The organism is Paenibacillus sp. FSL R10-2782 (assembly GCF_038592985.1).
Lineage (GTDB): Bacteria > Bacillota > Bacilli > Paenibacillales > Paenibacillaceae > Paenibacillus > Paenibacillus terrae_C.
The window spans coordinates 529,153-553,824 of record NZ_CP151951.1 but is presented as its reverse complement, the minus strand read 5'-3'; the positions used below and the strand labels follow the sequence as shown (position 1 = coordinate 553,824).

The 24,672-nt window shown below is 48.7% G+C and carries 21 protein-coding genes and 1 riboswitch; of the genes, 9 read left to right on the top strand and 12 right to left on the bottom strand.

What is annotated here, in order from left to right; genetic code table 11:
• Positions 1–17: 17 nt before the first annotated feature.
• The gene (gene pdaA / locus NST83_RS02485; protein WP_342416445.1) at positions 18–815 is read left to right on the top strand and encodes a delta-lactam-biosynthetic de-N-acetylase; all 798 of its coding nucleotides are present in this window, start codon (positions 18–20) and stop codon (positions 813–815) included.
• 120 nt (positions 816–935) lie between these two features.
• Here pdaA and NST83_RS02480 read toward each other — a convergent pair whose 3' ends face one another.
• Positions 936–2,636: an alpha-glucosidase gene (locus NST83_RS02480; RefSeq protein ID WP_342416444.1), complete on the bottom strand. Its 1,701-nt coding sequence runs from the start codon at positions 2,634–2,636 to the stop codon at positions 936–938.
• 221 nt (positions 2,637–2,857) lie between these two features.
• On the opposite strand from NST83_RS02480, the gene NST83_RS02475 reads away from it, so the two are divergent.
• Entirely contained in the window at positions 2,858–3,949 is a 1,092-nt protein-coding gene (locus NST83_RS02475) for a hypothetical protein (RefSeq protein ID WP_342416443.1), read from the top strand.
• A 209-nt stretch (positions 3,950–4,158) separates the two neighbouring features.
• On the opposite strand, the gene NST83_RS02470 is transcribed toward NST83_RS02475, so the two are convergent.
• The 6 genes from NST83_RS02470 to NST83_RS02445 form a co-directional block, all read right to left on the bottom strand.
• Positions 4,159–4,947: an SDR family oxidoreductase gene (locus NST83_RS02470; RefSeq protein WP_342416442.1), complete on the bottom strand. Its 789-nt coding sequence runs from the start codon at positions 4,945–4,947 to the stop codon at positions 4,159–4,161.
• 18 nt (positions 4,948–4,965) lie between these two features.
• Positions 4,966–6,123: an SMP-30/gluconolactonase/LRE family protein gene (locus NST83_RS02465; protein ID WP_342416441.1), complete on the bottom strand. Its 1,158-nt coding sequence runs from the start codon at positions 6,121–6,123 to the stop codon at positions 4,966–4,968.
• 31 nt (positions 6,124–6,154) lie between these two features.
• Positions 6,155–7,165 carry an NAD(P)-dependent alcohol dehydrogenase gene (locus NST83_RS02460; RefSeq protein WP_342416440.1) on the bottom strand — a complete coding sequence of 337 codons (1,011 nt, stop codon included), beginning with the start codon at positions 7,163–7,165 and terminating at the stop codon, positions 6,155–6,157.
• A 364-nt stretch (positions 7,166–7,529) separates the two neighbouring features.
• On the bottom strand, positions 7,530–8,624 hold the full coding sequence (locus NST83_RS02455) for an EAL domain-containing protein (RefSeq protein ID WP_342416439.1): 1,095 nt from the start codon (positions 8,622–8,624) through the stop codon (positions 7,530–7,532).
• A gap of 278 nt (positions 8,625–8,902) precedes the next feature.
• A complete protein-coding gene (locus NST83_RS02450) occupies positions 8,903–10,975 on the bottom strand; it encodes a bifunctional 2',3'-cyclic-nucleotide 2'-phosphodiesterase/3'-nucleotidase (protein WP_342416438.1) in 2,073 nt (690 codons plus the stop codon).
• Positions 10,976–11,197: 222 nt separating this feature from the next.
• Complete coding sequence (locus tag NST83_RS02445; RefSeq protein WP_342416437.1) at positions 11,198–11,632, bottom strand: pyridoxamine 5'-phosphate oxidase family protein; 435 nt, start codon at positions 11,630–11,632, stop codon at positions 11,198–11,200.
• A gap of 209 nt (positions 11,633–11,841) precedes the next feature.
• A riboswitch (TPP riboswitch) is annotated at positions 11,842–11,951 on the top strand.
• A 201-nt stretch (positions 11,952–12,152) separates the two neighbouring features.
• Here NST83_RS02445 and NST83_RS02440 point away from each other — a divergent pair.
• The 5 genes from NST83_RS02440 to NST83_RS02420 all read left to right on the top strand — a co-directional run bounded on the left by NST83_RS02440 (position 12,153) and on the right by NST83_RS02420 (position 16,683).
• Positions 12,153–13,199, top strand: coding sequence for an ABC transporter substrate-binding protein (locus NST83_RS02440; protein WP_342416436.1), 1,047 nt, complete (start codon positions 12,153–12,155; stop codon positions 13,197–13,199).
• 545 nt (positions 13,200–13,744) lie between these two features.
• A complete protein-coding gene (locus tag NST83_RS02435) occupies positions 13,745–14,038 on the top strand; it encodes an MTH1187 family thiamine-binding protein (RefSeq protein WP_342416435.1) in 294 nt (97 codons plus the stop codon).
• The gene (locus tag NST83_RS02430; RefSeq protein WP_342416434.1) at positions 14,035–14,811 is read left to right on the top strand and encodes an ABC transporter permease; all 777 of its coding nucleotides are present in this window, start codon (positions 14,035–14,037) and stop codon (positions 14,809–14,811) included. Before NST83_RS02435 ends, NST83_RS02430 begins: the two co-directional genes overlap by 4 nt.
• A gap of 64 nt (positions 14,812–14,875) precedes the next feature.
• The gene (locus tag NST83_RS02425) at positions 14,876–15,832 is read left to right on the top strand and encodes an ABC transporter ATP-binding protein (protein ID WP_342416433.1); all 957 of its coding nucleotides are present in this window, start codon (positions 14,876–14,878) and stop codon (positions 15,830–15,832) included.
• On the top strand, positions 15,829–16,683 hold the full coding sequence (locus NST83_RS02420; RefSeq protein WP_342416432.1) for a TatD family hydrolase: 855 nt from the start codon (positions 15,829–15,831) through the stop codon (positions 16,681–16,683). Before NST83_RS02425 ends, NST83_RS02420 begins: the two co-directional genes overlap by 4 nt.
• Before the next feature lie 177 nt (positions 16,684–16,860).
• Here the strand turns inward: NST83_RS02420 and nfsA are convergent, their stop codons facing one another.
• The 4 genes from nfsA to NST83_RS02400 form a co-directional block, all read right to left on the bottom strand.
• The gene (gene nfsA, locus NST83_RS02415; protein ID WP_342416431.1) at positions 16,861–17,604 is read right to left on the bottom strand and encodes an oxygen-insensitive NADPH nitroreductase; all 744 of its coding nucleotides are present in this window, start codon (positions 17,602–17,604) and stop codon (positions 16,861–16,863) included.
• 196 nt (positions 17,605–17,800) lie between these two features.
• Positions 17,801–18,628, bottom strand: a complete 828-nt coding sequence (locus NST83_RS02410) for an RnfABCDGE type electron transport complex subunit D (protein ID WP_342416430.1) — start codon at positions 18,626–18,628, stop codon at positions 17,801–17,803.
• Positions 18,629–19,516, bottom strand: coding sequence for an FAD:protein FMN transferase (locus tag NST83_RS02405; RefSeq protein WP_342416429.1), 888 nt, complete (start codon positions 19,514–19,516; stop codon positions 18,629–18,631). It abuts the gene before it with no gap.
• A 2-nt stretch (positions 19,517–19,518) separates the two neighbouring features.
• Positions 19,519–20,001, bottom strand: a complete 483-nt coding sequence (locus tag NST83_RS02400; protein ID WP_342416428.1) for an FMN-binding protein — start codon at positions 19,999–20,001, stop codon at positions 19,519–19,521.
• A gap of 125 nt (positions 20,002–20,126) precedes the next feature.
• Between NST83_RS02400 and NST83_RS02395 the strand changes: the two genes are divergently transcribed.
• Both NST83_RS02395 and NST83_RS02390 read left to right on the top strand, forming a co-directional pair.
• A complete protein-coding gene (locus NST83_RS02395; RefSeq protein WP_137061391.1) occupies positions 20,127–20,813 on the top strand; it encodes a response regulator transcription factor in 687 nt (228 codons plus the stop codon).
• On the top strand, positions 20,803–22,062 hold the full coding sequence (locus NST83_RS02390; protein WP_342416427.1) for a HAMP domain-containing sensor histidine kinase: 1,260 nt from the start codon (positions 20,803–20,805) through the stop codon (positions 22,060–22,062). Before NST83_RS02395 ends, NST83_RS02390 begins: the two co-directional genes overlap by 11 nt.
• 85 nt (positions 22,063–22,147) lie before the next feature.
• On the opposite strand, the gene NST83_RS02385 is transcribed toward NST83_RS02390, so the two are convergent.
• Positions 22,148–24,613: a heavy metal translocating P-type ATPase gene (locus tag NST83_RS02385; RefSeq protein ID WP_342416426.1), complete on the bottom strand. Its 2,466-nt coding sequence runs from the start codon at positions 24,611–24,613 to the stop codon at positions 22,148–22,150.
• Positions 24,614–24,672 lie beyond the last annotated feature (59 nt).

The following is a 24,672-nucleotide window of genomic DNA, read 5'->3' as shown; positions in this document are numbered from 1 at the left end:
AAAGCGGAGGAAGTTAAATGAAACGAATATTTGCCTTGTGGCTATGCGTTGCGGTTATGGGGATGTTAGCAGTTACGGGTGAATCCGCGCTAGCTGCTTCAACTGTTGACGAACAGCCTTATCATTTTGGATTCAAAAAAAGCAAGGGAGGCGAACTGCCTTCTATCGCACAAGAGGGCTTTATGCACCTGGTTGAAAAACAGGGTGGCATCTTTCTCGGAGATACTACCAAAAAAGAAATATTTCTCACGTTCGACAACGGCTATGAGAATGGATATACGCCCAAGGTACTGGATGTATTAAAGGCCAAAAAGGTTCCGGCCGCTTTCTTTGTAACCGGACATTTTGTGAAGGATCAACCCGCTTTGATGCGCCGCATGGCAAGTGAGGGCCATATTATTGGCAACCATTCATGGAGTCATCCTGATATGAGTACCATTTCTTCGACAGAGATCCGTTCTGAGCTGGATCGGGTACGAAATGCATCGGCAGAGCTCACCGGACAAAAGGAAATGAAATACGTCCGGCCGCCTCGCGGCATTTTTAGCGAAAAGGCATTGGCCTCCTGCCGGGAAGCCGGATATACGAGCGTATTTTGGTCTGTGGCTTACAAGGACTGGGACACGAATATCCAGCAGGGAGCAGACTATGCCTACCAACAAGTTATACGTCAGCTTCACCCTGGAGCGGTCATTCTGCTCCATTCCGTATCCAAGGACAATACCGAGGCGCTGGGTTCGATTATTGACGAAGCACGCAAGCAAGGGTATGAGTTCAAAAGCCTAGACGACCTTAAGGTAAAGCATTACCACTAAAACAGCAACTGAAATTGGACGAATTGCTAAATATGATCAGCCCGATCCACACCTGCGTACAGCAGACCGTGTGAATCGGGCTTTTTGCTTTACGATCAAGGAAGGTAAGGGAGCATATGCTTATTTTAAGCTTAACTTATACACTCTGGCTTCATAAGGACGCAGCTTCAAGGCTTGCAGATTCTCACCTTGTACCGGATCGTAGTTGGATAGAAGCAGATCCGCTTTGGCGGCGGGATAGCCGTCCTCCTCAGGCCAGTGGAACACCGGGTTACGGTCAAAGAAATTCAAAATGATTAGCAGACGCTCCTTACCCAACGTGCGGGTAAACACATACAGCTCGGTATCCATCGGCAGCAGCAGCTTATATTCACCATAAACGATCACCTCTTCTTGTTTACGCAAAGCAATCAGCTTACGATAATAGTGAAAAATAGAATTCGGGTTATGTCTTTCCGCCTCAACGTGGATGTGCGTGTGATTATCGTTGATTTTCATCCACGGCTCTCCATCGGTAAATCCGGCTGCATGTCCTCCATTCCACTGCATGGGCGTCCGCGAATTATCCCGGCTTTTTCTCCAAATTGCCGCCATAATCTGCTTCTCCGGTTCGCCCAGCTTCCGCTGCTGCTCATAATAATTCAATGTCTCCACGTCCCGGTAATCATCAATCGACGGGTAAGCGATATTCGTCATGCCGATCTCCTCGCCCTGATAAATGTACGGCGTACCTTCAAGCATATGTATGAAGGTTGCCAGCATTTTGGCCGACTCCAATCGGTACTGTCCATCATTCCCGAATCGCGAGAGGGCGCGCGGCTGATCATGGTTGTTCAGATAATTCGCATTCCACCCCTCCTGATGAAGCACCGTCTGCCATCGACTCATTATTTTTTTTAACTCTACCAGTGTCCACGGCTTGGGTTTCCACTTTTCTGTCCCCTGTCCCTGGGCATCTATAAACATGTGTTCAAACTGGAAAACCATATTCAGTTCATGTCGCTGGTCCCCCACATAATCGAGCGCTTGTTCAGGACCCAAGCCTGATGTCTCACCGACGGTCATTAAGGGGTAACGCTCCAGCACTCTTTCATTCAGCCTGCGAAGAAGCACATGCACCTGTTCCAAATTGGAAAAAAGCTGATAGGCTCGTACCCATGTCCGTTTCTCTGGATTATTGGCGTCCGGCAGCCCTTCCGCTTTGACAATATGAGCAATGGCATCAAAGCGGAAGCCATCGATTCCCTTTTTCAGCCACCATTCCACCATGCGGTACAGTTCAGCGACCATTTCTTCATTGTTCCAGTTGAGGTCTGGCTGATGCTCGGAATACAGATGCATGTAATATTCGTCTGTAAGCTTGTCATATTTCCACACAGAACCGGAAAAATACGATTCCCAATTGTTTGGATATCCGCTATTTTTGCCTGTTCGCCATATGTAGTAATCTCGTTTCGGATTATCCTTGGACGAGCGAGATTCCGTAAACCACGGATGCTCATCCGATGTGTGGTTTAAGACCAGATCCATCATAATTTTAATGCCTCGTTCATGCGCCTTGTGAAGGAGTTTATCAAAATCCTCCATCGTCCCGAACTCATCCATAATGGCATAATAATCGCTAATATCGTAGCCGTTATCATAATTGGGCGATTTGTACACCGGGCAAATCCAGATGACATCAATGCCCAACTCACTCAGATAGTCCAGCCTGGACAGAATGCCCTGCAAATCTCCTTTTCCGTCTCCATCCGAATCCTGAAAGCTTATCGGATAAATCTGATACACAACAGCTTCCTTCCACCATATCTTTTTAGGCATGTTTCCCTCCTGTAGCTTCTCTGTACATCCAATAGCATACGCTCTTAACATACACGCAATACCTGCTGACGAATCGTTTGTGCAACGGGGAGAAAGGAGCTTGAAAAAATATTTTTAAAAACAGGTTGTAAAAGTCACTCTGGCGTTACCTAATATATATGAACCACCCCTATCCATGAACCAGAAGCGTTTCCATTCTCTAAATCAAAGGAGGAACTCACATGAACCATCGTCCCAAAGAGCCAAAGGATCTGATTGTGGGGTCGGCTGTGATCCCGCCGAATATCAATGTGGATGTGGAATCAGCCACCGAAGGGGGGAAGCGCCGCCTGATGCTTAGCGATAATCCAGAGACGCTCACCCCCGTGACTGTACCTGCCGAGCAAGCTACCTTGTGGCATGACGTGGTACGTACGACAACCCGGACGGTCAAGCATCGCATTTTCGGCTGGCATTACAACAAAATCGGCGCCCCCGTCAAACTGGGCATCACCGTAGAGAACAAAAGCGATGCTGCGCTGGAGGTACGTCATATCGAGCGGGCTTTAGAGATTGCGCCTGAGGATGGTAACTGGATTATGGATGTCGGGCAGTCTATTGCCAAAAGCTGTTTGGCGGGTACGATGAAGCGCGTGAAGCCGGTAGACCGTCATAAATTCGGCAAAGGTACAGCGCTGCTGGAAGAATTCGAGCTGCCTGAAGGGTCGCTGGCCGGATTCACCTATGACTTCACCGTAGAATATGCCGAAGGCCACGGTACGCTGGACTATGTAATCCGCACCGTAGTCAGTAAGGATACACAGACTGACCTGCGCGAGATTCTTACGGAGCCACTTCCCCCCGTACCACCACCGCAAGCGCATCCGCGTGGTGCATGGTCCTTTTCCGAAACAAACGCACAGATGCCGGAGTACGTGGTCGGGCAAAGCGCCAACTACCGAGCATGTGCCACCAAAAAATTGAACGGTGAGACCCCCGCCGATCTACTGTTTACCGGGGCGCGCAGCGAGTTGGGCCCTGCGCTTGATAACCGCGGACAATTCGGTGTTATATATAACGCAACAATTCCCATCATTAACGACGGTAACGAGAAACGTACGGTCCGCATCTACGCCAATCCGCGTGGCGGAGCGTTCGCCGGGTCTGTGCGTGTGGATCAGCGTGTATATGGTATCCCTCTGCTACGAGATAATACCAAGGTATGCCGATTGGCTGATATCAGCGTGCCCCCCGGCAAGTCCAGCTATTCTCTAAGTTTTATGATTGCAGGCAGCGCAACCACGCCGTTGGGCCTGTACATCATTTCACTATAACTGTGCTCACGATGGCTGGAAGAGCGAACGTAGGGCAAAAATTTTCACAGGATATGGTCTGCTCTATAGTAAATGGAGCTGTCCTAAAAGCTGGTTTTAAACTTTATTGGGCAGTGCACGCTTCGTCATTAGCGTAAAAAAAGCGCGAGTGCAAGGGTTATTTTCCCCCTGTAATTCGCGCTTTTTGGATTAGCAGAATAAATACTGCTCTATTTGAACCGCTGGACCTGCCTCGAAGGCATAATGGTCAACTCTGGAATGTTGACATGCTCCGGCTGCTCCAGTGCATAAAGGGCAGCTTCTGCAACATCATCGGGATGCAGCGGCAAAACGCTCGAAGCAAACGCCCGAATTTCCTGCTCGGGATATCCGGCCACCTGCGAAAATTCCGTCGCCACCGCCCCGGGGTGGATCGCAGTTACACGAATTCCTTGCGCACTGGTCTCCAAACGCAATGCGGAGGCTATGGCGCTAACGCCGTACTTGGTAGCGCTGTATAGTCCCCCTCCCGCAACCACTTCCTTCGCTGCAATAGAGGAGACAATGACAACATCCCCCTTGGCCTGTTCCCTCATTGACTGAAGCCCATACTTCAGTGTCAGGACAAGACCATGCACATTCGTCTTGTAAAGCTCCTCCCATCTTTCCAGATCCACTTCTGCCAGTGGGCTTCGATACCCGAAGCCGGCATTGGCAACGATAATGTCAAGCCGCCCCCAGCGTTCAAGAATGGCGTGGACCGCCTGCCGTACGTCTTCCGCTTTTTGGATATCGGCAGGTATTGCCATGACCTCGTACAATTCCTCTTGGTGCAAGTCGCAAACTAATTCGTCCAATCGCTCCTGACGGCGTGCCAATACAGCTACATACGCGCCTCGCTTTGCCAGTTTTTTTGCAATCGATGCCCCAATGCCGCTGCTTGCGCCTGTTACCAAAGCTACCTTACCGGCTAAGCTTTCCTTCCCTTTCCAGGATAATTTCAACTCATCCAATATCATGTTAAACCCTCCTCAAGCTTATTTGGTTAAACGCACGCGATGAACACCCTGACTGCCTCCAGGAGCTGTGCCTATATATAAATATCCGTCATGGTTTACAACCGTGGTTACCCCATATACCGAGCCTTCAGGATCATGCCAGCTTCCGATGAGTTTACCCTGCGGATTAAGTTCCACAGCAAGCCCATGCTTCACAGGTGCGCTTGCACCGCTGAGCAGCGATTGAGGCAATTTGGCCATCATTCCAGCCAGCCACGGGCTTTTATGCATCTGATCTACAAAGGGAATACGTGTCGTGAAGAGACCGACCCAGAAGTGGCCTTGATCATCACGCGTAATGTTATCCGGAAAACCGGCGAGATTATCCGCAAAAATATCCGAAGTCCCCTTCTTTGGCCCTTTGAGCCAGTATCTGGTCAATTGGTAGTGATACGACTCTGCCACAAGCACAAAATCTTCGTCCGCAGACAAGGCAACCCCGTTCGCAAAATAAAGGCCTTCCAACAGAACTGTCGTCTGCTTGGTCGCCGGATCATATTTCAGCAAACGTCCATGTGGCTTGTTCTCGGCGATTTCTTTGAAGACTACACTGCCATAATTGGAGGTGTCAGAAAAATAAATGGTACCATCTTTGGCAATATCCAGCTCGTTGGCCAAATAGATCGGTGTGCCGTCGACTTGGTCGGCCAACACCGTCACGTTTCCCGAAGGATCTACCGACAGCAGCCCCTTCTTAACATCCGTAACGATCAGATTTCCACTTGCGTCAAACATAAGTCCATTGGGCGTTCCTTTGGTATCTGCATATAGCTGGGCCTTTTGCGGATTGCCCTTTGTATCAATGGCAGCCTTATAAATTTTCCCGTCGGAGTCTCCCGTATATAAATTCCCTTTCTTGTCAAAGGTGATAAATTCCGGAAACTTAGAGGCATCTGTAACAAGCTCTGCGGAGCTGAGTTTATTGTTTTGTTGCCATGGACCCGCTTGTTCAAAAGAGGGGGCCGTAGGTGCAAGCCATTTTGCAGGCTGGACAGGGGAAGGGATGAGCATAAAAATAACCACTCCCAGAAGGATTACCGCCAGCAGCGATAATCCGGTTCTGCGTACCCATTTACGCGGTTTCTTATTCTTTCTTCCTTGAGCATCTTTGACAGACAAATCAGGTTTACTGGGCATTAGAGTGCCTCCTATGTGATGTGAATAATATTTAGATTTGAACGACGATTTTACCGAAATACTGCTTTCCTTCTGCCAAAAGTGCGAAGGCTTCGCCGATTCGGCTGAGCGGAAATACCCGGTCGATGACAGGATGTAATTGATGGCGGGAAATGGCACGATTCATGTTTTCGAAATGTTCCCGGTTACCGACTTGGCTGCCGCGAATCGTCGCAGCCTTCTGCAAAATGCTGGTGACATCGAACTCAGGAATGGTCAAGCCCGATAAGAATCCGACCATGCTCACAGTCCCTCCGGTACGAAGTGCATTGATGGATTGCACCATTGTTGCCGCTCCCCCTACATCCAGGACATGGTCGACTCCGCCTGTCAGCTCCAGAGCCACCTTACCCCACTCGGGAACTTCCGAATAGTTGATTGTCTGCCATGCGCCGAGAGCTTTTGCCCGTTCCAGCTTGTCATTGCTGCTCGATGTGATAATTACCCGTGCTCCCGCCATCAGAGAGAATTGAAGCCCAAAGATGGAAACACCGCCTGTTCCCTGCAAGAGCACCGTATCCCCCGCTCGCAGCCCGCCGGATTCCATCAGCATGCTCCATGCGGTTAATGCCGCAATCGGCAAGGTGGAAGCCTCCTCCCAAGAAAGGTGATCCGGAATGGCGACGATCCCTTCTTCATGCAGAACGATATATTCAGCCGCCACTCCACTGAGCGGACCTCCCAGACTGTCCTTTAATACCTCCGCTCTGGTGCTCCCGCCAATGAATTTCTGTTGTAAATTTCCCGCTACCCTTTGTCCAATCTGAAATTTTGTCACCCCTTCGCCCACAGCCACAATTTCACCCGCTCCATCGGATAACGGAATGAAGGGAAATTGAATGCCGATCGGCATTACTCCATTAAGTATTACCAAATCTCGATAATTAAGAGACGCTGCCCTTATGCGGATCAGAACTTCCAGCCGTCCCGGCACCGGTATGTCGAGTTCCGTCAAGGCTAATTCTTCAAAGCCAAAACCGTTTTTCAGTTGCACTGCTTTCATTTTGGTTGTCCTCCCTAAATGTTAAACTTTTTATCCAGTATGGGTACAATGTATTATAAAAGAAACATTGTTTCTTATGTAATACACTGTATCCGTTTGTCTTCAAAACGTCAATCTTTACTTTAAAAATAAAACATGTCGTAACTGCCTCTGGTTTTTTAACGTTCCTTACCAAGTAAAATTGAAGGCAGGGTGGCTTTCGCTTGCCCATAACTTGCTCAGTGGGCAAGCATAGACCAAAAAACGCGAGTTGCAGGGGTGAAAAAACCTCTGCAACTCGCGTTTTTTTACATTAATGGTGATATAAGCAATGTCCAATACGGTTGAAATTTGCTTATGGGACAGCCCATTTTAGCTCCACTTTTTATAGATTACGTATACTTAAATTTGTTTCTGACCACATTACGCTACTAAGCATAAAATTGGAGGGCGGACTCGGCTCCGGCTTGCCAAACAAATAACCCTGAGCCAGCGATACTCCTGCTTCACGACAAAACTCAAAATCTTCCAGCTGCTCGACTCCTTCAGCCAGCACTTGGCCACCAAAATGAAAAGCCGATTCCACGATCCCCATAATTTGTCGCTGCTGGTCACTGTTACGGTAGCAGCCATTAATTAAACTTCGGTCAATTTTCACATAATCTGGCTGGAGTCGATTCATCAGCTCTGTCGTAGAATAACCTGCTCCCACGTCATCCAATGCCACCGAAATTCCCCGGTTGCGATATTGCTCAAAAATATGATGTAGAACATTCAGATCGTTTATTTCTTCCGTCTCTACAACTTCAAATACAAAATCCTCCGTATTCATGGACAACCGATCAATCGTATCAAAGGTATGATGCAAGCAGTAGGTCGGATTATAAATGGTGGAAGGAAGAAAGTTAATAAAACGTTTGATTCCCGCAGGAAGACATGTTGCACTTTTTTCAATCGCAGAAATACGGGCCGACCGATCCAGATGAGCGTGTAGCCCGGCTGCACGTGCAATTTCAAACAGCCGAAAAGGCTGAAAGGGTCTCTGTGGATGTGACGGACGCAACAAAAATTCAAATCCGATAATGTCCAGCTTGTGGTCAATAATAGGCTGCATATGGTTGGAAAAGCTCTGATCCACAATAATTTTCATGACATCTGGATGCTTGATTCGTGCCTGCAGTTGGCTGAATGGAAGCCAATCCTCATACCCTTCAACATGAAACGATCCCGTCACCACACCCTCCATATGTAACAACCATTCCTTCGGCAGACAAGCAAGCCTGTCCATCAATTGCTCCAGCACCGCAGGACTGTCGTAGCAAAACGCAATGCCGTCCTCGCGCCCTTGTTCCTGTTTCATTTGTTCCGACAACATACCCAAGTTGTCCAGCACTTGAGCAAGCGACACCCTGGAATGCCTGATTTTCAGCAATCCCTGGTCCTTAATAGGTAATATGATGCTGCAATTGCTGCAAGTCATAATGGTCCTCCTCGGAACAATTTTCCGATTTTTTCACCATTATATCACAAATAACTAGAACAAAAGAACTACATAATTACGTGTTTTCACAAAAAATAAAGTTATTTTTAACTACAGATTAGGACTTAAGTATATATTCGACAAAAAATAAAGCCTTTTAAACCAATTATAAATCCAAGCAGCACCGCTACTCCCTGAAATCAAAAAAGCAGCAAGTCTCTCAGCTTACAGAGACTTGCTGCTTCATCTTGAATTTAAATGGAGCCAGAAACCCAGACTTATTTGGAAGCCTTCGGTTTGGTTGCTTTTACAGCTGGCTTCGCCGTTGCTTTCGCTGGAGCCACGGTTTCCTTTACAGTAGTCGTTGCTCCATTGGGCTTAGCGCCAGCTTTAAGACTATATTTGGCAAATCCGTCAGCCGCGCTGCCGAGGAATGAAATTTGCTGGTTTCCGCCAAGCACGTCTTTTGCATCGGGCGAGGATTCGAAGGTAACCTTAGCCTCACCGAAAGGAGCGATAGACCAGTTGCCATCCGCAGACGGATTGATCGTTCCGTTCGTACGGATGTAATCAATAACGACTTGGCGGCTTTCGTCCGGTGCTGCCATCACAATGCGTTTGCCATCCGGGTTTGCCAGTTTGGATGAGGAAGCACGATAATTGTTGGTCGCTACGATAAATTTCTGTGCGGGATCAATTGCTTTCCCATTGTATTGTAAATCCTTGATACGATGAGCAGAAGGATCAATAACGGTCCCCTTGGCATCATATCGTGCAGGCTGAGTCACATCAATCTGGTACTTTACACCGTCAATGACATCAAAATTGTAGGTAGGAAAATCTTTGTTAATCAGCGATTGTTCCTCGGTTTTCTTTGGATCGATACGGTTGAACTGGCCCGCAGACCATTCCAGCCATTCCTGAATTTCAGCACCGGTAACTTCTACGGCCTGAACCGTATTCGGGTACACGTACAGATCGGACACGTTTTTAATAGCTATCGTGCCTTCAGGAATGTTGGTGTAATACTCGGCACCGTTTCGACCACCAGCCTTGAATGGGGCGCCAGCCGACAATACGGGAAGATTTTCGTATTCGGTCCCTTTAAGATGGTTCTGTACATACCATTTTTGTGCATTCGTCACAATCTGAATGGATGGGTCATCCTGCACTAATGCAAAATAACTGTTGATCGGTGCAGTCGCTGTTCCCACCGGTTGACGAACATAATCCAATGTTCCTTTATGTTCGTCCTTGACCGCCTCTGTCAGTTTGAATTCGGGTTTGATCTGTTGCACGGCTGGATTGGTAGTATTCACAACCGGGCGCACTTCTGACTGGGAGTTGGTTACATTCCACACGCGGTTTTTCTTTTCCAGGCTCAGGTCAATAATGCCCAGATCCTTGCCCCATGAGGAAGCTTCCACAGCCGGTACACCATTAATCGTTCCTTTATCCAGGTCTACACCGCTCATTCCCTTAAAATCAGGACCGGGGAAAGATTTATGCGCATGTCCAAACAGAATAGCGTTAATTCCGTCCACCTTGCTCAAATATTTAACGGCATTTTCCATCATCGGAGTTTGCGGCACATCCTCATAACCTGTGTGTGCCAGCACAATAATAATGTCTGCACCCTCCGTTTTCATTTGAGGAACAAACTTTTTCGCCGTTTCCACAATATCCTTGGTAACGACCTTACCCTTCAAATTACCTTCATCCCACTGCGTAATTTGAGGCGTTACCAAGCCAATCACGCCCACTCTGAGTGAATGAGTTTCACCCTTTTCATCCGTCACCGTTTTATCAAGAATCCGATAAGGGGTAAAATAATTTTTAGTTCCTTGGGCCCCATCATCGTAATACACGTTCGCATTTACGTAAGGAAAATCAGCTCCCTTGAGGGATCTTTCCAAAAAATCGAGACCATAGTTAAATTCGTGATTCCCTACCGTAGCCGCATCATAGCCCATCAAGTTCATCATCTTGTAGACCGGATGGACACCGCCTTCTTTCTCGAAGGTTTTGCTTCTGGCCATATAATCGCCCAATGGATTGCCCTGCAACAAGTCGCCGTTATCGAACAACAGGCTGTTTCTTGTTTCACTGCGCGCCTGCTGGATCAGTCCAGCTGTGTTAATCAAGCCATATTCGTTCGTTTCCTTGTCGGCATAGTAGTCATAATTCATCAAGGCCGCATGAATATCCGTTGTTTCCATGATCCGCAAATTCACTGTACCGCTATCCTTGGATTCGCTGGAAGCCCAGGACGGAGCGGCTGAAAACACCAGCATGCTACAAGCTACAACTACTGCTGTAAGCCCTCTAAACCATTTTTTATGAAATATCAAAATATATCCCTCCTCATTAAGGTGTAGGCGTCATACACATGCTTTTGCACATATATGTAAGCTTTGAACCCACCATTCCTATTTTAATCCAATGACGGACAAAAGAGTAGTCATTTACTCCATTTATTTATGAAAAAATAATTAATTTTCCGTAACTAAAAAAACCAGCAAACCTCCCAAATAACTTGGAGAATTGCTGGTTTCCTCATATTCTATCCAATTCTATTTCTCCCACACCTGACGTCCGGTCTGCTTACCCACATACTCAATACGAGTTGGGTTTACATCCAGAATGACATAATCAGGGTCATCCGGGCCAGAAAACCATTCCTTCAACGAATCATTCCACACTTGTTTGCGAAGTCCCTCGTCAGCCGTTACCCGGACAGTAGCCTCAACCTCTAGGACTTCCTTCGTACCGCCTACCTCATATCCCAGCAGCAGATAAGCGTTTGGATTATCCTTCAGCTCTTCCACCTTTTGTGTTTTGCGATCTGTCGCGAGATGGATGTTCAGCCCTTCATTAAAAAGAGCCATATAGCGCACCTTCGGCTTGCCGCCTTCTACTGTACCCAACGAGCAAAATTTGTTGTTATCCAAAGCCTTTACAATGGCTTGTTCCAGTTGGCTGCGATCCAATGTTTCCGTTTTACCCATGGTACAACAACTCCTTTTCGCAAATTAGAATTCCTGTGAATGCCCATGCCTTGAACCGACTAAATCACGGTCATTCAGAACAAAGCTCACAGTAAAAGTGTACCCTGACGTAAGGCAAATGAACCGTCACTTCTTCCCCTATGCTGGACAGACCCGACTTCTAGTCATATAATCGTCGTAGGAAACCCGAATGAACAACCCATTCGACTATACAATGCCAGGGGTGCTGGAATCGGCCGGCTGAGAGTGTGTCCCAAGACACTGACCCTTACAACCTGATCTGGGTAATGCCAGCGTAGGAATGCTTAAGCAAGATGCGCCCTTTCTTTTCATATTACGGCGGGCCATCCCTTACTTTGGTATATACAAGCGCAAGCGTCCCGGAACTTCGGGGCGCTTTTTTTGTTGAAGATGATGTTGTTGGAACAGATAGCGTCTGGCAGGAGTTATTTTTGTGAAATGGGAAACATAAGCTGTCTGATCCGACGGATTACGGGTAATAAAAGGAGAGAACACAACGATGAAGCGCATGAAAATGTTAAGTCTTGGGCTGATCAGCCTGTGGTTAATGGCCCTGACCCTGACCGCCTGCGGCGGAAGCTCCCCCTCTGCACCACAAGGCGAGACTCCTGCCGCCGACACCCAAACGTCCTCCCCGACCAAGGGACTCAAGGACGTTAAAGTCGTGCTCGACTGGACGCCAAATACGAATCATACGGGCCTCTATGTCGCCAAGGACAAAGGATTTTACGAAAAAGCAGGCTTGAATGTCCAGATCGTTCAGCCCGGTTCGGGCGGAGCCGATCAAATGGTTGCTTCCAATGCTGTACCTTTTGGTATCAGCTATCAGGAGGGCGTCACACAGGCTCGTACGCAAGGGGTGCCGCTCGTATCCATCGCTGCGGTCATTCAGCATAATACATCTGGCTTCGCAGCCCCGGCAGACCGCGGGATTAAGAGCCCAAAGGATTTTGAAGGCAAAAAATACGGCGGCTGGGGTTCGCCTGTAGAAGAAGCGGTCATGAAATCCATTATGGATGCGGACAAAGGCGACGTGAGCAAGGTGAAGATCATCAACATGGGTAATGCCGATTATTTTACAGCCGTGAAGCGCGATATCGACTTTGCCTGGATCTTCTACGCTTGGACTGGGATTGAAGCCCAACTACGCGGTGAACCACTGGATATGCTGTATGTAAAAGATTATTCCAAAAGTCTGGATTACTATACGCCCGTCATCGTGAGCAACGAACAGACGATTAAAAATGATCCCGAACTGGTCAAAGCCTTCATGGACGCGACCGCCCAAGGCTATGAATATACCATCGCTCACCCGGAAGAAGCCGCAGACATCTTGACCAAAGCGGTTCCGGAACTGGATAAAAAGCTGGTACTCGCCAGCCAAAAATGGCTAAGCCCGCGTTATCAGGACGATGCCGCCCAATGGGGCGTACAAAAAGCGGAGGTCTGGAAAAACTACTCCGACTGGATGTACGAGCGCAAGCTGCTCAGCAAGCCTTTGGAAGTCAATAACGCCTTCACAAACAACTTCCTGCCCAAGCGTTGATCATTTTGTTAAAACGCTAAATTACCAACTAAATAAAGTCGAACTAGGGACGTGCACCAAGCGCCACTACGCGGACGGATGGTGCTTCCCATCGCTGTTGTACCCAGATTTCTTTTATAAATATCCAGAGGTGGAATCCGGGCAAGGTGATGCTTCCAAAGCGCGCTTCTACAGCACCATTCCGCCTACTTCATTCTCGTTCCACTGGGTTTATCTTTTAGTTCCTCTTATCTAAGCACTAAGTAGGTGCGCTTGTGTGTAAAAATGCCACACAAACCACTTTAAAAATAAGGTGCTTTTAAGGTGGTTGGCAGCGTAGCGTTTCATTTGAATCTGAAGAAGCGAAGCGCTCGCCTGAAAGCTTTCCTATGGAAAGCTAGCTTCGGAAGCATACACTCTGTGGGATTCTTACCTTTTAAATCTATTCAAAGAATCCCATGGCAACAGCGATCGTAAGATCAAATGAAACGCGAAGCGGTCTCCCACCCGCCTTAAACCACCATATTTCCCTAAAAACACTCCAAATAAAGGACAGGTGAATTCACATGGCTAACACACTGCTCAGTATTCAAGTGATTCCTAAAACCCCCAATAACGAGGACTCTTACGCATATGTAGATAAGGCAATTGAAATTATTCAGCGCTCCGGTGTCAAACATCAGGTGAACCCATTGGATACGACCATGGAAGGCGAGCTGGACGAGCTGCTGAAGGTGGTTAAAGAAATGCACGAGGCACTAACGGAAGCAGGCAGTCCAAGCATCATTTCACAAATCAAAATCGCACATAACCCGCAGGGCATCAGCATGGATAAGCTGACCGAGAAATATCGCCCATGAACCCGAAAGGCAAAAACGCATCCTGGTGGAAAAGCGTATGGCCGCCCCTTGTGGCGGTCCTCTTCTTTTTAGCGGCTTGGCAGGGAGCGGTTTCCTATTGGAATGTGGAATCATGGATACTGCCTGCTCCGTCCCTGATCGTTCAGGAAGGAATGTCTCAGTCGGCGCTACTTGGTGCCCATACTTGGGCTACTGTTCGCTTAACGCTGGCGGGATTTGCTATCGGCACCGCAACGGGACTATGGATCGCCATTGTTCTTCATACCATCCCTTTTCTCAAGTCGGCTCTGTACCCGCTGCTCATTCTTAGTCAAAACATTCCGACCATCGCTCTCGGCCCATTGCTGATGGTGTGGTTTGGTTTTGGCGTGTTGCCCAAGCTGATGGTGATTACACTGGTCTGCTTTTTCCCCGTGGCTGTAGCGGCCATGGACGGACTGACGCAGACGGACCGCACGATGATGAGCTATATGCGTATGTCGGGCGCAGGCCGCATGGCTATTTTTATGAAGCTGGAGCTGCCGCATTCCCTGCCACAAGTATTTTCGGGCATCAAGATTGCCGCCACTTACAGCGTAATGGGCGCAATCATTGCGGAATGGATCGGAGCCAGTGAAGGAATTGGTTATTATATGAATCTGCAAAAATCAGCCTACCGCACGGATCTGATTTTTGCCGCCATTGGCATCATTGTTACACTCAGTTTGTTAATGTTCGTAGCTATTCTACTGCTGGAAAAATGGCTGGTACGCTGGAAACCCGATCAGGAATAGCTTCCAAATGGTATAACCAGAATACGATGGAACCGCAGGATATCAAAGAAAGGACGTGGTGCGTATGAGTCTGCATCCGACTGACTTATCACCGCAAAATATGGCTGATGAACAACGAGTCCAAGGAGCCTTGGAACAGCAGGAGCATTCTTCCACTCCTCCAGCCTTGGAACTGGAAGGCATTAGCCTGGCCTTCCGGGAAAAGCGAAGCTCGCTGCCTGTATTGCAGGATGTATCCTTGAGCGTCCGACCTGGGGAATTCGTCTCTCTGATCGGTCCGTCCGGCAGCGGCAAAAGCACGCTGTTTCACATCATCGGCGGGCTGCTCAAGCCGCAGTTGGGGCACATCCGTATGAACGGACAGGACGTGACTGGGGAACGCGGGCATATCAGCTACATGCCTCAACAGCCCGCGCTTTTCCCGTGGCGTACCACGCTGGACAACGTGCTGCTCGGGCAGGAAAATGCGCCGCGTAAAGATACAGCAGCGCAGCCCCGGCACAGCAGCGAACGCGAACGCCGTAAGGAAGCCCTGCAATGGCTGGAGCAGGTCGGGCTTGGCCCATTCGCAAAGGCGTATCCGCATACGCTCTCTGGCGGCATGCAGCAGCGGGTGGCTTTCCTGCGTGCGCTACTCAGTCCGCAAGAGCTGATGCTGCTGGATGAGCCGTTCAGCGCACTGGATGCGCTGACGCGTGGAGACATGCAGCAATGGCTCCTGCGGATGTGGGAAAAGAACCGCCGCTCCGTGCTGTTCATTACCCACAGCATTGAGGAAGCGTTGCTGCTCTCCGACCGCATCTACGTACTGTCGGCACGACCCGCTTCGGTGATACACGTCGTAGACGTTCCCTTCCCTCGCCCTCGCAGGGAAGAAATCACCCTCGACCCACGCTTTATCGAATGGAAGCGGAAAATGACTGGCTGGATGCGCGAGGAAAAGCACAGACTGGAAGGCGACACGGACAACACTGGAGGCATCCGTGAGGATGCTTCAGGTAATGGGGAGAAGCCGTTATGAATGACTCGAACAATAAGAAGCTGGACACGACAGCGCCAACGACGGCGCAAGTACCCGCGCCTCTAATCGACGCGCACATTCATGTGGATAGCTATCCGTCTGAGCAGCAAGAGCTATTGCTCGCTTCGCTTGCAGATAGCAGCGTCGAAGCCGTCATTGCCGTGTCCATGCATCTCGCCTCCAGCCGGGCCAATTTGTGCTTGTCTGAGCGTTTTCCCGGGCTGGTACGACCCGCCTTTGGCTTTCATCCCGAACAGCCTCTTCCACCGCAAGCTGAGCTTGATCTGTTGTTCGACTGGATGGACAAGCATGCAGAGCATATGGCCGCGGTAGGTGAGGTCGGCCTGCCCTACTATAATCGGCTGGAAGCCTTGCGGAGTGGAGTTCCCTTTGACCTCGCTCCTTACATAGAATTACTGGAGCGTTTTGTCATGTTCGCGCGGAAGCATAACAAACCGATTGTGCTGCATGCCGTCTATGAGGACGCGGACATTGCCTGCGACTTACTGGGACGCTATGGCGTCACACAGGCGCATTTCCATTGGTTTAAAGGCTCTACCGCCACGACCGAACGCATGGCTCGTAACGGCTATTATGTCTCCTTCACACCGGATCTCTTGTATGAGGATGAAATCCGAAGCTTGGCAATACAGTATCCATCCGGTCAGGTGATGGCGGAAACGGACGGCCCCTGGCCCTTTGAGGGGCCTTTTGCCGGACAACAGACCCATCCACGCATGACCGCCGAAGTCATTCGGGCGTATAGCAAGCTGACAGGTCAAAATGAAACTGTCGTTCGGCAATTATTTTATGACAATACGAGACGCTTTTACGCACTGTCTAATTTATAAAGCCATATCAGCTATTATCTGAAAAGATATACAAGCCAGCTTACAACAAAAGCAAAGAACCTCCTATTACGCGGAATTCATCATACGCAAAAAGGAGATTCTTTGTATTTTTCAAACATACCTATGGCTTCATGCCATTTATATGCTGCTGCGTTATTTTTATCGCGTACCCGACCTTTATTGCTTCAAAAATCCCTTTTGCTCCAAAAAAGACTTCATCTGCAAACGTGCGGGCTCGGTCAGTCTTGCTGCCATCTGCTCTGACCAAGGGGTAGACCGCTGACCACCTGTGCGTTCCTTTAAATATTCAGCCGATGTGTGATCATACAGATCCACAGCTTTCATCGTCTGATTTTTGTCGTAGCCGTTCATATGCAAAACACCGGACAGCGGAAGACGTGGACGTAAGCTCCCTTCCTGATCCGGTACCCCAATACACATACCGAACACCGGATATACTAGCTCAGGCAATCCCAACAGCTCGGATACCTCGGCTATTTTCGTACGGATGCCCCCGATGTAGACCATGCCCAAACCGAGTGATTCGGCGGCTACCGCGGCATTCTGTGCAGCTAACGCGGCATCAATGGTCGCAACCGTATAGTTTTCGACGGAGCCTTCATAGGAGGGCTGACCCGGCTGATGGTGAACCGTGACCTGCTTCAAGCGGTACAAATCTGCACACCACACGAGGAACGCCGGGCATTGCTCAACGTAAGCCTGACCCCCCGCCAACTCAGCCAGCTTTGTTTTCAAAGAAGGCTCTGTAACGGCAATGACGGTATAAGCCTGTACATTGCTGGACGAGGAAGCCATCTGGCCTGCCGCCACAATAGCTGCGAGTTGCTCGTCGGTAACGGCGTCTGACTTGAACTTTCGTACAGACCGATGATTCATCAACAAGGAAATCGTATCATTCATGACTGCTTCACTCCTAATCCATAATATAAGCTTTTTATCTGTGTCAAACTGTGCGTATACGAAGAGGTTTTTGCATGTTTGCATGGCACTACTACAAGTATTATGAAACTTTCGGGAATGATAAGCAACCTCACTCCACGGCAAAAAGCAAGCACGCTGGAAGTCAATCCCATACGTACTTGCTTATTTTAACCGTTTAACCTCGCTTGGAGACTGGTTGCATATTCGAAACAGGCCTGTTGGTCACTTTTGCACTCAAACGTGATTTGAGTACATGATACAGGTTTGCTAATAGCAGCCCTATAAACAAGTACATTAATCCTCCAAAAAGGTCATACACAGCCGCGCCTACAAACGCGACAAGAATTCCAAAAACGATTTGATCCTTCATCTTGGCTGGAGTCGTGGGCAAATCAGTGAGCATAAAAAAGCCAAAGAAAAGAGCAGCATTGATGAATGGAGGACGAAGTGCATCCGAAGCATCTCCCAGATGAAAGCGACCTATAAGGAACAACAATACAAAAAATGTCCCGAAAAACGAAAACACCTGCGGAAATTTATTGACCCGATCCGTTATTACATATCCACCAATGAGCAGGAAGGCAATCATCCATGTGGCTAAATCCCCGAATGCCCCCCACCAGCTCTGCCCTGATCCAAATATGAGAATAGATAGCAGCAATCCAAAAGCCGCTGGATTAAAAATCGGCTTCTTCCTATAGACCAACAGGTGCTTGGATACTATGGCAATCGCAGAAGTAGCCGCAACAACGGGCCAAGAGGTCGCCGTGCTTAACACCAGGGCGATAAGTAGCCCTGTGATGAATGCACCATCCGGCAGCATTCGCTTCCTTTGTCTCATCAAGCCACAAAGAATGTCAACGGCTACAGCAGCACCGACGGCCACGATTCCATGGATCATGCCAGCCATGTCATGCTCTGCGATAGAGGCTATAAGAAGATAAGCCGTGATAACCATTGCAACATAGCCTTTTGGTGATTTACTCCATTGTTTTATCGTCATTTATAACCCTCCTACTCGAACCAATTGTAAATCAGATGTAATGAGGATGCCTTGTAAACCCGCTTGTTCCATGAGCCGCTGCCCCTCTGCTGCACCCAACAAAAATGATGCCGTAGAAAAAGCATCCGCCATCATAGCGAAGGGGGCAATCACGCTTGAACTAACCCATTCCTTGGGCGAGCGCTTGGTTTTAGGATCAATCAAATGATGTACATCAGCCTCAGCCGCACTCTTGCGCTCGTAACCTCCCGAAGTACAGATAGCCTCATTGGAAAGCAGAACCGTCGATACCATTTCCTCTTTGCGTTCAGGATGCTGAATACCTATTTCCCATGCCTCTCCACCATCGTTCACCCCTCCTGCAAACAGATCGCCGCCCGCATTCACGACAAATCCTTCAAATTCTTTTAACTCATGAGCTGCCAAGTCAATGGCAAATCCTTTGGCTACAGCCCCTAAATCAATCACCAACGGCTTCTGCAAACACAATGTACGATCTTGTTCATTTAAAATGATATCCCGATAAGTTACCGTAGCGGCAGAAGGACTTTCAATGGATTGCCCGGTTAAATAATGTCGATTAAAGCCATGATATTCCATTATTTTTCCTACCGTAGGATCAAATATCCCATCCGTCCATTTGGCTATTTCCAAAGCAAATTTGAGGGGTTCAAACAAAAACGGGCTCACGCTTACAGGTACTCCTACCTGTTGGCAGACGCTCATCAATTCACTGTCAGGGCTAAAACGACTGCAAGCTTGCTCTACTTTTTGAAAAGCCTCAAATGCCTGATTCATTTTCTGTGTGACCGCTTCTTCGGATGTGGATTTTCCTGTAACAATCTGTATGCTTACGGCAGTGTCCATATATAATTTAGTTCTTTTCATAGCTACACGTTTTGTGCGCTGGAGAGCGCATTTTGTACAGCGTCCTGAAATGCCCGGGTGCTATACGTTGCACCGGATACATTCCTCACTTGTTCACTCTGGTTTTGTACAACCTCCGAAGGGAGCCCTGCTATATCACTTTCCGAATAATGCATAGCAAAATGGCTAACTTCAACGTCCGTTATTTTATCATTCTTGATCGTTACGCTAACTTCAATGGAACCACGCCGATTATTGCCCATCCCCGTATAGGTACCATCTTTATATAAACTTTTGGGTGAAATATGATGTTTATTCGTATAGGTTGACTTTACATTTGAAGGATTATTGTTTTTTGATATATCATTTGTTGGAATACTGACTTGCGTGTGATGCGGCAATGGCGGCATGGCTGCCTCGGTTTCCGTCGTAAAATATCCGGCTGCGTACACTGCTGTAATCGCTGTTGAGCATAAAACGACCCATTTTTTATTCATCTGTGCCATGAAAATCCCTCCATATATGATTATCCTTATACGCCTCTGCTGATAATGCTAGTATAGTAGTGGAATATTTAAATTTTCTTAAAAAACAAACAAATGAGTTTGATCGCTGAAAGGTGGAACAACGTGTGCGAGTGCTTGTCGTAGAAGATGATCCTTCTCTTCTCAAAATTGTCCGTGACCTCTTTGAAAGTGAATCTTTCCTGACAGATGGCGCAGAAACTGGCGACGAGGGGTATTATTTGGCCCAACAGAATATTTATGATTTGATTATTCTCGATATCATGTTGCCTGGAATGAGCGGTGTTGAAATCGTCAAAAAGCTGAGGGCACACGCTATGCTCGTCCCAATCATTCTTTTGACAGCTAAAGATGCAGTAGAGGATCGTGTCGCCGGACTGGATATCGGAGCAGACGACTACATCACGAAACCGTTCGCCGTATCGGAATTATTGGCACGAACAAGAGCTGTTTTGAGGAGAAAGGGCACCATAGGACAGGAAGGCGAATTGATCTATGGACCTATCCGATTAGTCCCTGCAGCGAGAGACGCATTTAGCGGAGAACAGGGCTTGAACTTAACGGCGACAGAATATAAATTACTGGAGTACTTTCTATGTAATAAAGAGCAAATATTAACCCGTGAGCAGATATTCGACCGGGTTTGGGGGTTTGATTCGGGGTCAGCCACGACCGCAGTCGACGTATATATGCATCTTTTGCGTAAAAAACTCGCAGCCCGTAACGCAGACAATCTTCTCCGAACCGTACGTGGAATCGGTTATATGTTAACGGGTGACCCTCATGTTCACTAACATTCGCAGACGGCTGGTCATCCTGAATACTATTGTTTTTCTTCTCGTTTTTTCCATATTGGGCATCTGGCTGTACGTTCATATGCAATACCAGCTATATCACGATACGGATGAAATCATGGTACAGGCCCAAAAGCGTGCTCAAGCCTCTCGCATTCCATCGGAACTACTCCAATCCAATGATTTGGACCCCGAAAATGATGAGAAAATAACATACCTGTTCTGGTCTGATCAAAATGAGTTCCTTGGGCAAACGCCCCAGCAGTCATTTCCCCTGGATATGGCTAGTTTGTTCAAAGATCAATCAAACACACAGACCATTCGGACGGTGAGCATCGGTGATCGCAGTTATCGGGCCCTTCAATTTGTGTATATGCCCAAGCATTCCAATACACAGATCATAGTTTGCCTCGTCAAGAGCTTGCAGGATGTGCAGCGGACGCTCCATTCCTTGATGTGGGATATTACTGCGGGAATTGTCATCGGAGGGATTATTTTTGTTTTTGCGGGTATATTTCTAGCGGAACGTGCGCTTGTGCCTATACGAAACTCCTGGGAAAAGCAGCAACGCTTTGTTGCAGATGCCTCACATGAGATGCGAACACCGACGGCAATCATCCATGCCCAAACAGAGATGCTCCTGAGGCATCCCACACACTCTATAGAACAGGAAAGTCCTCATATCGCTGTAATTTTAAAAGAAAGCAAGTGGATGGGCAGGCTGCTGGAGGATCTGCTGACACTGGCCCGATCCGATTCCAATCAGCTACAGATTGAACCCTCGTTCATCACACTGAATTCATTATTACGGGAGTTAGCAGAGCAGTTCAAACTATTGGCAGATACCAAAGGGGTCAATATCCTTACGGAATTACAGGAGCCTCTGCTCCTATGGGGAGATGACGGGAGAATACACCAGCTTTTTACCATCCTGCTGGATAATGCTTTGAAATATACCCCCTCCACCGGGCAGATAAAAGTAATTGGACGTTATCAAGGAAATTCTGTGTATATCAGCGTATCAGATAACGGCTCCGGAATCGCAGAAGATGAATTGCCTTATGTCTTTGACCGATTTTATCGCGGTGACAAGGTCAGATCCCGTACTGAGGGGGGAACAGGACTTGGACTATCCATCGCTCAGTGGATTGTAGAGGTACATGGCGGAAGCATCCGAATCCATTCAGAAACAAATAAAGGAACTCAGGTGGAGTTATTTTTTCCCCGAAAAAAACAGCAAGCAGACTAAAAAGAGACAGGACAGAAGACTAAAAAACGGCAATGGCACAAACGTCCAGGACGTAAATGCATTGCCGTTGCTATTTTTGCACAGATTATAGCTTCACCCGTTGGAGACGGAGCGCATTCAGCACAACCGAAACAGAGCTAAATGCCATGGCTGCTCCTGCCAGCCACGGGGCGAGGAAGCCCAGGGCAGCAATCGGGATGCCGATTACGTTGTAGCCAAGCGCCCAAAACAGATTCTGGCTTATGTTAGTCATGGTCCGGCGGCTCATCTCGATCGCGTCGGGAATGCTGTTCAGGTTGCCGCGCATGAGCGTAATATCGGCAGCCTCCATTGCCACATCCGTACCCGTGCCCATCGCCATCCCGATATTAGCGGTAGCCAGCGCGGGCGCGTCATTAATGCCATCTCCGACCATAGCTACGATCAGGCCCTGCTCCTGAAGTCGTTTCACTTCTTCTGCCTTGCCTTCAGGCAGCACCTCTGCCAGTACCCGCTCAATTCCGGCCTCGGCAGCCACAGCCTTCGCGGTCCGTTCATTGTCACCCGTAATCATGATAACCTCAATGTTCATCGCACGCAGACGGGCAACCGCCTCCCGTGACGTTTCCTTGATCGTATCCGCCACAGCTACCAGTCCGGAATAGGAACCGTCCACCGCAATCAGCATGGCTGTTTTGCCTGCGTTCTCCAGCTCATGCATATGCTGCTCGGCTAATTCACCAACCGCGATGCCCTCACGACGCATCAGTCGGCGTGTACCTGCCAGCACTTGCTTGCCTTCCACATGAGCCTTCACGCCATAACCAGGAATATTTTCAAAATCCGTTGACTCTACTGGCTCAATGCCGCGATCCATAATTCCCCTTACAATGGCTTCCGCCAGCGGATGCTCCGAGCTTTTTTCCGCCGCAGCCAACATCCGCAGCAAATCCGTTTCGCCCAAGCTTCCTTCTCCGACCACAACATCCGTCAGCTCAGGCCTGCCGTTCGTAACCGTGCCCGTTTTATCCAGCACCACGGCATTGACCGAACGAGTCATCTCCAGATGCTCGCCGCCCTTGAACAGAATGCCGTATTCCGCAGCGCGTCCCGATCCCGCCATGATAGACGTTGGCGTAGCCAATCCGAGCGCACAAGGACAAGCAATGACAAGCACTGCAATCATTTTCTCCAGGGAGCCTGCAAAATCGGCCGGAGTTACAAGGAAAAACCAGACGATAAAGGTCATTGCAGCTATAGCTACAACGATTGGGACAAAAATTCCTGATATTTGGTCAGCAATCCGCTGAATCGGTGCCTTGGAATTTTGCGCATCTTCCACGACCTTAATAATACGGGCCAATGCCGTATCGCCACCGACACGCTCGGCCTGGATACGAAGTACACCGTTTTTATTGAGCGTAGCTCCTGTAACCGCAGAACCTGCTTCTTTTTCCACCGGAAGGCTTTCGCCACTCAGCATGGATTCATCCACCGCCGAGCGTCCGTCCACAACCACACCATCGACAGGAATTTTCTCGCCGGGACGTACAATGAAGATATCTTTCACACGAACCTGCTCAATCGGTATATCAAGCTCTTGCCCATCACGTACCACACGCGCCGTCGTCGCCTGGAGACTCATGAGGCTCTTGATCGCCTCGGATGAACGGCCCTTGGCTACTGCCTCGAACCATTTACCGACGAGAATAAGCGTAATCAGCACCGCGCTTGTCTCATAGTACAGCTCAGGCATTTTCATGACAGGCATCCCTGCCATGCCTCCCATGCTGTCCATCACGGTAGACGGACGCAGGGTGAGATACAGGCTGTAAAAATAAGCGGAGGACGTGCCCAGAGCAACCAGTACATCCATATTGGAACCGCCGTTGCGCAGCGCCTTATACGCTCCCACGTAAAACTGCCATCCAATGATAAACTGGATCGGTGTAGTAAGCACAAGCTGGAACCACGGATTCAGAAATAAGCCAGGCACATAAATCCATGAGGTAAAGGAGAAATGAGCCACCATCGCCCATAACAGCGGAAGCGACAGTATCGCAGACACGATCCACTTCCACTTTTTACGATTCAAATCCTTGCTGCGCACATCTGCGATGTGATCCTCGGCACTCTGCGGGATAGCACCATAGCCAAGCTGTTCAATCTTGCTCACCAGATCACCGACTGCAATGCTTCCCGCCGCATATTCCACATGTGCTGTTTCCATCGCCAAATTCACCGTAGCTCCTGTCACACCCGGCATCCGGTTCAGACCCTTCTCAATCCGGGTTGCGCAGGCTGCGCATGTCATGCCTGTCACATTCAGATTGGCTTCCTCACTCACGGTTCCAAAACCCAAAGAAGCAATTTTATCTCGAAAATCAGGAATATCCGCCTGCGTCGGATCATACGAAATCGACGCCTGCTCCAAAGCCAGATTCACATTAGCCTGCGCCACGCCGTCTATTCGATTCAGTCCCTTTTCAATACGGCTGGCGCAGGCAGCACAGGACATCCCCGTAATATGAAGCGTTGTCTGCTTATCACCGTCGGTCACACGGTTTTCCATGGTAACTCTCCTCCTACATACCCCTATGGGGTATATTCATGTTCAAAAGAAAAAGCCTC

Excerpts from the sequence above, each read along its gene's own strand:
- pdaA (WP_342416445.1), top strand. The coding sequence starts at position 18 with ATGAAACGAATATTTGCCTTGTGGCTATGCGTTGCGGTTATGGGGATG.
- NST83_RS02480 (WP_342416444.1), bottom strand. The coding sequence starts at position 2,636 with ATGCCTAAAAAGATATGGTGGAAGGAAGCTGTTGTGTATCAGATTTAT.
- NST83_RS02475 (WP_342416443.1), top strand. The coding sequence starts at position 2,858 with ATGAACCATCGTCCCAAAGAGCCAAAGGATCTGATTGTGGGGTCGGCT.
- NST83_RS02470 (WP_342416442.1), bottom strand. The coding sequence starts at position 4,947 with ATGATATTGGATGAGTTGAAATTATCCTGGAAAGGGAAGGAAAGCTTA.
- NST83_RS02465 (WP_342416441.1), bottom strand. The coding sequence starts at position 6,123 with ATGCCCAGTAAACCTGATTTGTCTGTCAAAGATGCTCAAGGAAGAAAG.
- NST83_RS02460 (WP_342416440.1), bottom strand. The coding sequence starts at position 7,165 with ATGAAAGCAGTGCAACTGAAAAACGGTTTTGGCTTTGAAGAATTAGCC.
- NST83_RS02455 (WP_342416439.1), bottom strand. The coding sequence starts at position 8,624 with ATGACTTGCAGCAATTGCAGCATCATATTACCTATTAAGGACCAGGGA.
- NST83_RS02445 (WP_342416437.1), bottom strand. The coding sequence starts at position 11,632 with ATGGGTAAAACGGAAACATTGGATCGCAGCCAACTGGAACAAGCCATT.
- NST83_RS02440 (WP_342416436.1), top strand. The coding sequence starts at position 12,153 with ATGAAGCGCATGAAAATGTTAAGTCTTGGGCTGATCAGCCTGTGGTTA.
- NST83_RS02435 (WP_342416435.1), top strand. The coding sequence starts at position 13,745 with ATGGCTAACACACTGCTCAGTATTCAAGTGATTCCTAAAACCCCCAAT.
- NST83_RS02430 (WP_342416434.1), top strand. The coding sequence starts at position 14,035 with ATGAACCCGAAAGGCAAAAACGCATCCTGGTGGAAAAGCGTATGGCCG.
- NST83_RS02425 (WP_342416433.1), top strand. The coding sequence starts at position 14,876 with ATGAGTCTGCATCCGACTGACTTATCACCGCAAAATATGGCTGATGAA.
- NST83_RS02420 (WP_342416432.1), top strand. The coding sequence starts at position 15,829 with ATGAATGACTCGAACAATAAGAAGCTGGACACGACAGCGCCAACGACG.
- nfsA (WP_342416431.1), bottom strand. The coding sequence starts at position 17,604 with ATGAATGATACGATTTCCTTGTTGATGAATCATCGGTCTGTACGAAAG.
- NST83_RS02410 (WP_342416430.1), bottom strand. The coding sequence starts at position 18,628 with ATGACGATAAAACAATGGAGTAAATCACCAAAAGGCTATGTTGCAATG.
- NST83_RS02405 (WP_342416429.1), bottom strand. The coding sequence starts at position 19,516 with ATGAAAAGAACTAAATTATATATGGACACTGCCGTAAGCATACAGATT.
- NST83_RS02400 (WP_342416428.1), bottom strand. The coding sequence starts at position 20,001 with ATGGCACAGATGAATAAAAAATGGGTCGTTTTATGCTCAACAGCGATT.
- NST83_RS02390 (WP_342416427.1), top strand. The coding sequence starts at position 20,803 with ATGTTCACTAACATTCGCAGACGGCTGGTCATCCTGAATACTATTGTT.
- NST83_RS02385 (WP_342416426.1), bottom strand. The coding sequence starts at position 24,613 with ATGGAAAACCGTGTGACCGACGGTGATAAGCAGACAACGCTTCATATT.